The organism is Nonomuraea lactucae (assembly GCF_003313395.1).
GTDB lineage: Bacteria > Actinomycetota > Actinomycetes > Streptosporangiales > Streptosporangiaceae > Nonomuraea > Nonomuraea lactucae.
Genome location: NZ_QNFZ01000839.1, coordinates 1 through 5,952 on the forward strand (window position 1 = coordinate 1; position 5,952 = coordinate 5,952).

Sequence of the window (5,952 nt, forward strand, 5' to 3'; positions counted from 1 at the left end):
ACCGCCGGCGCCCACGGCGGCGGGCTGAATCGCGCGCTCGGCCGGCACGCCGGCGCGGGCCCGCCCGAAGGCCAGGTCGAGGGCGAAGCCGATCATGGAAAAGAGATAGAGCAGGACGGCGACCACGATGAAGAGGTCGCTCACCTCGGCCAGTCGCTCAGCGGGCATCCTTGTCTCCTGCTGATAGAACCTTCACGATGTCGGCGAACTCCTCGGCGAAACCGGCCGCGGAGCCCTCGGTGCGGGTCAGCCCGCCCACCTCGACGGTGCTCCCGCCGGAGCCCGTCCCGGCGACCCGCACCCACACCCGGCGGCGGCGGACCATCAGCGACAGCGCGATCGAGACCGTCGCCACGGCGGCGGCCACCAGCGCGGGCAGCCGGCCCGGGTCGTAGGCGATCTGCAGCGTCATCCACTCCTTGACGCCGGTGAACTCCAGCCTGCCCGCTCCCCGCGGCAGGTCGAGCGACTGCCCGACGGCGAGCGGCCGGGGCACCGCCGTGCCCATGACCAGCGGCGTCAGGGTCCTCATGACCTCGGGCGGCGCGAGCTCGTACACCGACTGCGGCCGGCCCGAACGCATCCCCAGGTCGCCGGAGAACGCCCCGAGGACCTGCACCTCCGGCTGGAGCGCGCCGGGGAAGGCGGAGGCGTAGGTGCCGTCGGTCATCGGCACGCTCGTCGGCAGGAACCTCAGCAGGAAGCCGAGCTGCGCGGGCCGGGCGTCGGGGACCTTGACCACGCAGCCCGAGGTGAGCGTGGGCTTGTGCTCGATCAGGCACGGCACCGCCCCCTCGAAGGCCACCTGCCCCTTGCCGTCGGTGACCTTGAACACGGGCGCGTAGCCGTGGCCGATCAGGTAGGTCTGCGTGCCGTTGATCTCCAGCGGCTCGTTGACCTTCAGCTCGTAGTCGCGCTCGGGCGCCCCCGGCGCGTCGCTGACCGAGAGGAAGGCGGAGTAGTCGAGCTCCTGCCCCTTCTTGTCGCCCTCCACCTGGTAGGTGGTCCGGAAGTCCTTCAGCGTGAAGGAGTACGGCTCCAGCGACTCGGCGGACACCTGGCGGCCCGGGATGAAGCGGTCGTAGGCGGCGACGGTGTTGGCGAACCCGTCGCCCTCGGCCACCAGGACGTTGCCGCGGTAGCCGTACAGGGAGCCGGCCCCGACCGCGACCAGCAGGCCGAGCAGCGCGACGTGGAAGAGCAGGTTGCCGGTCTCGCGCAGGTAGCCCTTCTCGGCGGCCACCCAGCCGTCGCCGGTGTCGACCCGGAAACGCAGGCCGCGCAGCCGCCTGGCGGCCTCCTCGGCGGTCAGCCCACCGTCGAAGGAGGCGAAGTGCGGCAGGCGGGACAGGTTGCGCGGTGCGGCGGGCGGCCGGCGGCGCAGCTCGCGCAGGTAGATCGCGGCGCGCGGGATGACGCAGCCGATCAGCGAGGTGAACAGCAGCAGGTAGATCGCGGCGAACCAGGCCGAGGTGAAGACGTCGAAGAGCTGGAACCGTTCGTACCAGGCGGCCAGCGTGGGGTTGTTCTGGTAGAGCAGCGCGACCTTCTCGGGCTCGACGCCGCGCTGCGGCACCAGGGAGCCGGGCACCGAGGCCAGCGCGAACAGGAACAGCAGGATCAGCGCCGTCTTCATCGAGGTGAGCGTGCGCCACGCCCACCGCAGCCAGCCCACGGGGCCCAGCCCGGACGGCCCGGGAGTCTCCTGCTTGCGCAGCTCGTCCACGGTCATCAGATCACCGGCCTGAACCCGCCGATGAACCCCTGCATGGACGCGATCATCTCTCCCCACAGGCCCGTCACGAGCAGGACCCCCACCGCCACCATCATGCCGCCGCCGATCCGGGTGATCAGCCGCGAGTGCCGGCGGACGGCTTGGAACGTGCGCAGCGCCCTGCTGTAGGCCAGGGCCGCGATCACGAACGGCACGCCGAGCCCGAGGGCGTACGCCACCGCGAGCAGCGCCCCCCTCGACGCGCTGCCCTCGTTGAGCCCGAGCGCGAGCACGACCGCCAGCGTGGGCCCGATGCAGGGCGTCCAGCCCAGCCCGAACACCACGCCGAGCAGCGGCGCGCCCGCCAGGCCCGCCGACGGCAGCCGGTGGATGCGCACGTCGCGCATGAGGCCGGGCAGCACGCCGAGGAAGGCCAGCCCGAGCAGGATCGTCAGCACGCCGACCACCCGCGTGATGACCTCGGCGTTGCCGAGCATCACCGCGCCGAGCCCGCCGAACAGCACGCCGCCGGCCACGAACACCGCCGCGAACCCGGCCACGAACAGCACGGTGCCCAGCACCAGCCGCCCCCTCCGGGGGTCGGCGCTCATGCCGGTCACGTACGACAGGTAGCCCGGCACCAGCGGCAGCACGCACGGCGACAGGAACGACACGAGCCCGGCCAGGACCGCGATGGGCACGGCCAGGAGCAGCGACCCGGAGGCGACGACGTCACTCATCTCGCACCTTGGTCACGGTCTCCATCAGGTCGGTGTAGCGGACGGCGCCGAGAGCGCGGGCGGCGATGCGGCCCTGCTCGTCGATGACGAGCGTGGACGGGATGGCCGCGGGCGGGACCGTGCCCTGGAAGGCCAGCGCCACCTTGCCGGGCTGGTCGAAGATGCTCGGATAGCCGGGCTGCTCGGTGCGCTCGAACGCCAGCGCGTCGGCCTTGCGGTCCTTGAAGTCGACGCCGACGAACTCCACGCCGCTCGCCTTGGTCTTGGCCGCGACCTCCTTCAGCACCGGGGCCTCGGCCCGGCAGGGCCCGCACCACGACGCCCAGAAGTTGAGCACCACGACCTTGCCCTTGTGCGCGGCGAGCGAGGCGGTGCCGCCTTCGAGGGTGGGCCCCTCGATCGCTGGAGCCGCCTTGCGGTCGGCCGCGGCGAAGACCTGCATCTTGCCGTCGCCCGCGACGAAGCGCGTGTCACCCGCCTGGGGCTGCCCGGGCTGGCTGCCCGCGCAGCCGGCGGCCAGGACGGCCAGGAGGATGAGGGAGACGGACTTCGCGCGCACGGGGAAGATCTCCTTGTACTACAACCGGTAGAGCTTGCAACTCTACCGGCGGGACCGGCCGCCCGGGACGCTGGGGCCACCCGCGGCGATCAGTCGCGGGCCGTGGGTCAGGCCCCCGGGATCGACGGCCCCTTGGCCAGCGAACCGGCCGGCTCGCTGTAGCCGACGCTCACCAGGCGCTCGCCCTCGAACGTGAACGTGGTGAGGCTCGCCAGCCCGCACTGCCTGCGCCTCGGGTCGTGCCACAGCCTGCGCCGCCCCTCGGCCGCCATGCGGATCGCCCAGATGGGCAGCTGGTGGCTGACCAGCACCGCCTCGTGGCCGCGCGCCGCCCGCCTGGCGTCGTCGATGACCGACCGCATCCGGTCGATGATCGCAGGATAGGCCTCGCCCCACGACGGACGCATCGGATTCCAGAAATATCGGTAGTTGCGGGGGTCGCGGAGCACCGCCAGGCCCTGCCCGACCATGCGGCCTTCCAGCAGGTTGCCCGCCTCGATCAGCCGGTCGTCGGAGGTCACCTCCAGGCCGAACGTGGCCGCCAGGGGGGCCATGGTCTCCTGGGCGCGCTCCAGCGGCGAGCTGTAGAGGGCGACGATGTCACGGGCGGCGACCGCCTTGGCGACGACCTCGGCCATGAGCCGGCCGTTGTCGGAAAGGTGGTAGCCGGGCAGCCTGCCGTAGAGGATGCCATTGGGATTGTGCACCTCACCGTGCCGCATCAGATGAACGACGGTGGTTTCAGCCATGGTGAGCCACAGCCTATCCACCCGCGCCGCGCGATCGGGTACAGGACATCTCGATCAGCTGACCGCCCAGGAGTTCTCCTGGCAGCGGCTGGCCTCGGTCAGCGCCTCGACAGCGGCCCTGATCGCCGGGCGGCGGGCGGCGTCGGTGCGCCAGACCGCGTAGATCCGCCGCGACTGCCGCGGGCGAAGCGGAACGACGCTGGCGCCCTCGGGCACGAGGTCCCTGCCCAGCCTCGGGATGATCGCGCAGCCGACGCCGGCGGCGACGAGGGCCATCTGGGTCGGGTACTCGTCGGCCATGCAGGAGATCTCCGGCTCCAGCTCCGCGGTCCGCAGCGTGAACACCAGCCAGTCGTGGCAGCAGGTGCCGGGAGAGGAGCTGATCCATTGCTCACCGCTCAGCGACGACAGCTCGACCTCCTTGCTCGCGGCCATCGGGTGGTCGCCGGGCAGCACGACGTCGGCGATGTCGTCGAGGAGGGTCGCCTTGGACAGCCCGTCCGGCAGGGCCATCGGGCGGTTCATCCAGTCCTGGATGACGCCGAGGTCGAGCTCTCCTCTGGATACCTCGCGCACGACCCGCTCGGGCTCGCGTTCGTGGAGCAGGACCTGCAAGTCGGGGTGGCGCTCCCGCATGCCCATCAGCGCGGCGGGCATCAGCCCGCGCACCGCCGTGGGGAACGCCCCCATCTGCAGGCGGCCCACCACCGCGCCGCGCAGCGCCTCGAAGTCGGCCTCGGCGGTCTCCACCAGCGCGAGGATCCGCTCGGCGTGCTCGGCGAGCAGCCCGGCCGCGTCGGTCAGCCGGACGCCGCGGCCGTTGCGCTCCACGAGGCGGGCGCCGGTCTCGCGCTCCAGCTTGGCGATCTGCTGCGACACGGCCGATGGGGTCACCATGAGCGCGTCGGCCGCGGCGCCCACCGATCCGTAGACGTGCACGGCGTGAAGGGCCTTGAGGCGGTTCAAGTCCAACATGTAAGCCACACTAAAGGGTTTAGCGTAGAAAGTCTCGCTTGTGCTCCAAACTGTAGCGGATGAAAATATATGCATGCGAATCCTTAAGACCAAGAAGCACCAGTCCCAGTCCGTCTCCTACCTCAAGGCCCTGGCCGACCAGGCCCGGGAGCAGCGCGTTCGCTACCAGAAGCCCCGCTCTGCGTGACACCGCGCCACCTGGCCCTCGTGATCGGCCTCGCGGCCGTATGGGGGTTCAACTTCGTGGTCATGCAGGTGGGTCTGCGCCACTTCCCACCACTTCTCTACGCGGGGTTCCGGTTCGCCATGGCGGCGTTCCCGGCGCTGCTGTTCGTGGGCCGGCCCGGAGTCCCGTGGCGCTGGGTGGCCGGGGTGGCCGCGACGATCGGGGTCGGGCAGTTCGGCCTGCTGCTCATGGGCATGCGGGCCGGCATGCCGGCCGGGCTCACATCTCTCGTCCTACAGGTGCAGGCGCTGTTCACCGTGCTCTTCGCGGTGGTGCTGCTCGGTGAGCGGCTCACCGCCCGGCGCGTGGCCGGTCTGACCTTCGCCTTCGGCGGGCTGGCGCTCGTCGCCTTCGACTTCGGCCACGGCGGGCCCGCCGGCGCCTTCGCCCTGTGCGTGGCCGCCGCCGCGGCCTGGGGGCTGGGCAACGTGGCCCAGCGCAGGGCCGCGCCGTCCGACTCCCTGCGGTTCATGGTGTGGGTGAGCGCCCTGTCCGCGCCGCCGCTCCTGGCGCTCTCCCTGCTCGTGGAGGGCGTCCCCAGCCTGTCAGCCCCCGCCGAGGGGTGGCTGTCGCTCGGCTACGTGGCCTTCGTCTCCACGCTCGGCGGGTTCAGCCTGTGGGGCTGGCTGCTGCGCCGCTACGACGCCTCGACCGTCGCGCCGTACACGCTGCTGGTGCCCGTGTTCGGCCTCTCCTCGGCCGCCCTGGTGACGGGCGAGCCGATCTCCTGGGTCAAGCTCGCGGCGGGCGCGCTCATCGTGTCCGGCGTCCTGTACGCGGGAACCCGCCCCCGCCAGGCCGCACCCGTGCTGGCCGCCCCCTCCCGTACGTCCTGACGCCACGCCCCGCCACCTGGCGGCCAGGGGGGCCGCGTGAGGCACTGGGCGACGTCAATCCGATGAGGGAGCTGTGATGGACGAGCTGAAGCCGGCCGAGCGGGCGTTCGCCGGGCCGGCCCGCGGGGGCTGCCGGCCAGGCGCCCGCGTGCC

General features: G+C 72.0%; 6 protein-coding genes. 1 reads left to right on the forward strand and 5 read right to left on the reverse strand.

Translation table 11 applies throughout. The features are described 5' to 3' along the window. Positions 1–157: 157 nt before the first annotated feature. From resB to DQW85_RS29155, 5 genes are all read right to left on the reverse strand, one after another. Positions 158–1,732, reverse strand: coding sequence for a cytochrome c biogenesis protein ResB (gene resB, locus DQW85_RS29135; RefSeq protein WP_113703057.1), 1,575 nt, complete (start codon positions 1,730–1,732; stop codon positions 158–160). After that, positions 1,732–2,454, reverse strand: a complete 723-nt coding sequence (locus DQW85_RS29140) for a cytochrome c biogenesis CcdA family protein (protein WP_113703058.1) — start codon at positions 2,452–2,454, stop codon at positions 1,732–1,734. Before DQW85_RS29140 ends, resB begins: the two co-directional genes overlap by 1 nt. Further along, the gene (locus DQW85_RS29145) at positions 2,447–3,013 is read right to left on the reverse strand and encodes a TlpA family protein disulfide reductase (protein WP_113703059.1); all 567 of its coding nucleotides are present in this window, start codon (positions 3,011–3,013) and stop codon (positions 2,447–2,449) included. The genes DQW85_RS29140 and DQW85_RS29145 overlap by 8 nt, the downstream gene beginning before the upstream one ends. 107 nt (positions 3,014–3,120) lie before the next feature. Continuing rightward, on the reverse strand, positions 3,121–3,762 hold the full coding sequence (locus DQW85_RS29150; RefSeq protein ID WP_113703060.1) for a histidine phosphatase family protein: 642 nt from the start codon (positions 3,760–3,762) through the stop codon (positions 3,121–3,123). Between the two features lie 54 nt (positions 3,763–3,816). Further along, entirely contained in the window at positions 3,817–4,737 is a 921-nt protein-coding gene (locus tag DQW85_RS29155; RefSeq protein WP_113703061.1) for a LysR family transcriptional regulator, read from the reverse strand. A gap of 183 nt (positions 4,738–4,920) precedes the next feature. On the opposite strand from DQW85_RS29155, the gene DQW85_RS29160 reads away from it, so the two are divergent. Next, on the forward strand, positions 4,921–5,799 hold the full coding sequence (locus tag DQW85_RS29160; protein ID WP_113703062.1) for an EamA family transporter: 879 nt from the start codon (positions 4,921–4,923) through the stop codon (positions 5,797–5,799). Positions 5,800–5,952: the final 153 nt, after the last annotated feature.

Excerpts from the sequence above, each read along its gene's own strand:
- resB (WP_113703057.1), bottom strand. The coding sequence starts at position 1,732 with ATGACCGTGGACGAGCTGCGCAAGCAGGAGACTCCCGGGCCGTCCGGG.
- DQW85_RS29140 (WP_113703058.1), bottom strand. The coding sequence starts at position 2,454 with ATGAGTGACGTCGTCGCCTCCGGGTCGCTGCTCCTGGCCGTGCCCATC.
- DQW85_RS29150 (WP_113703060.1), bottom strand. The coding sequence starts at position 3,762 with ATGGCTGAAACCACCGTCGTTCATCTGATGCGGCACGGTGAGGTGCAC.
- DQW85_RS29155 (WP_113703061.1), bottom strand. The coding sequence starts at position 4,737 with ATGTTGGACTTGAACCGCCTCAAGGCCCTTCACGCCGTGCACGTCTAC.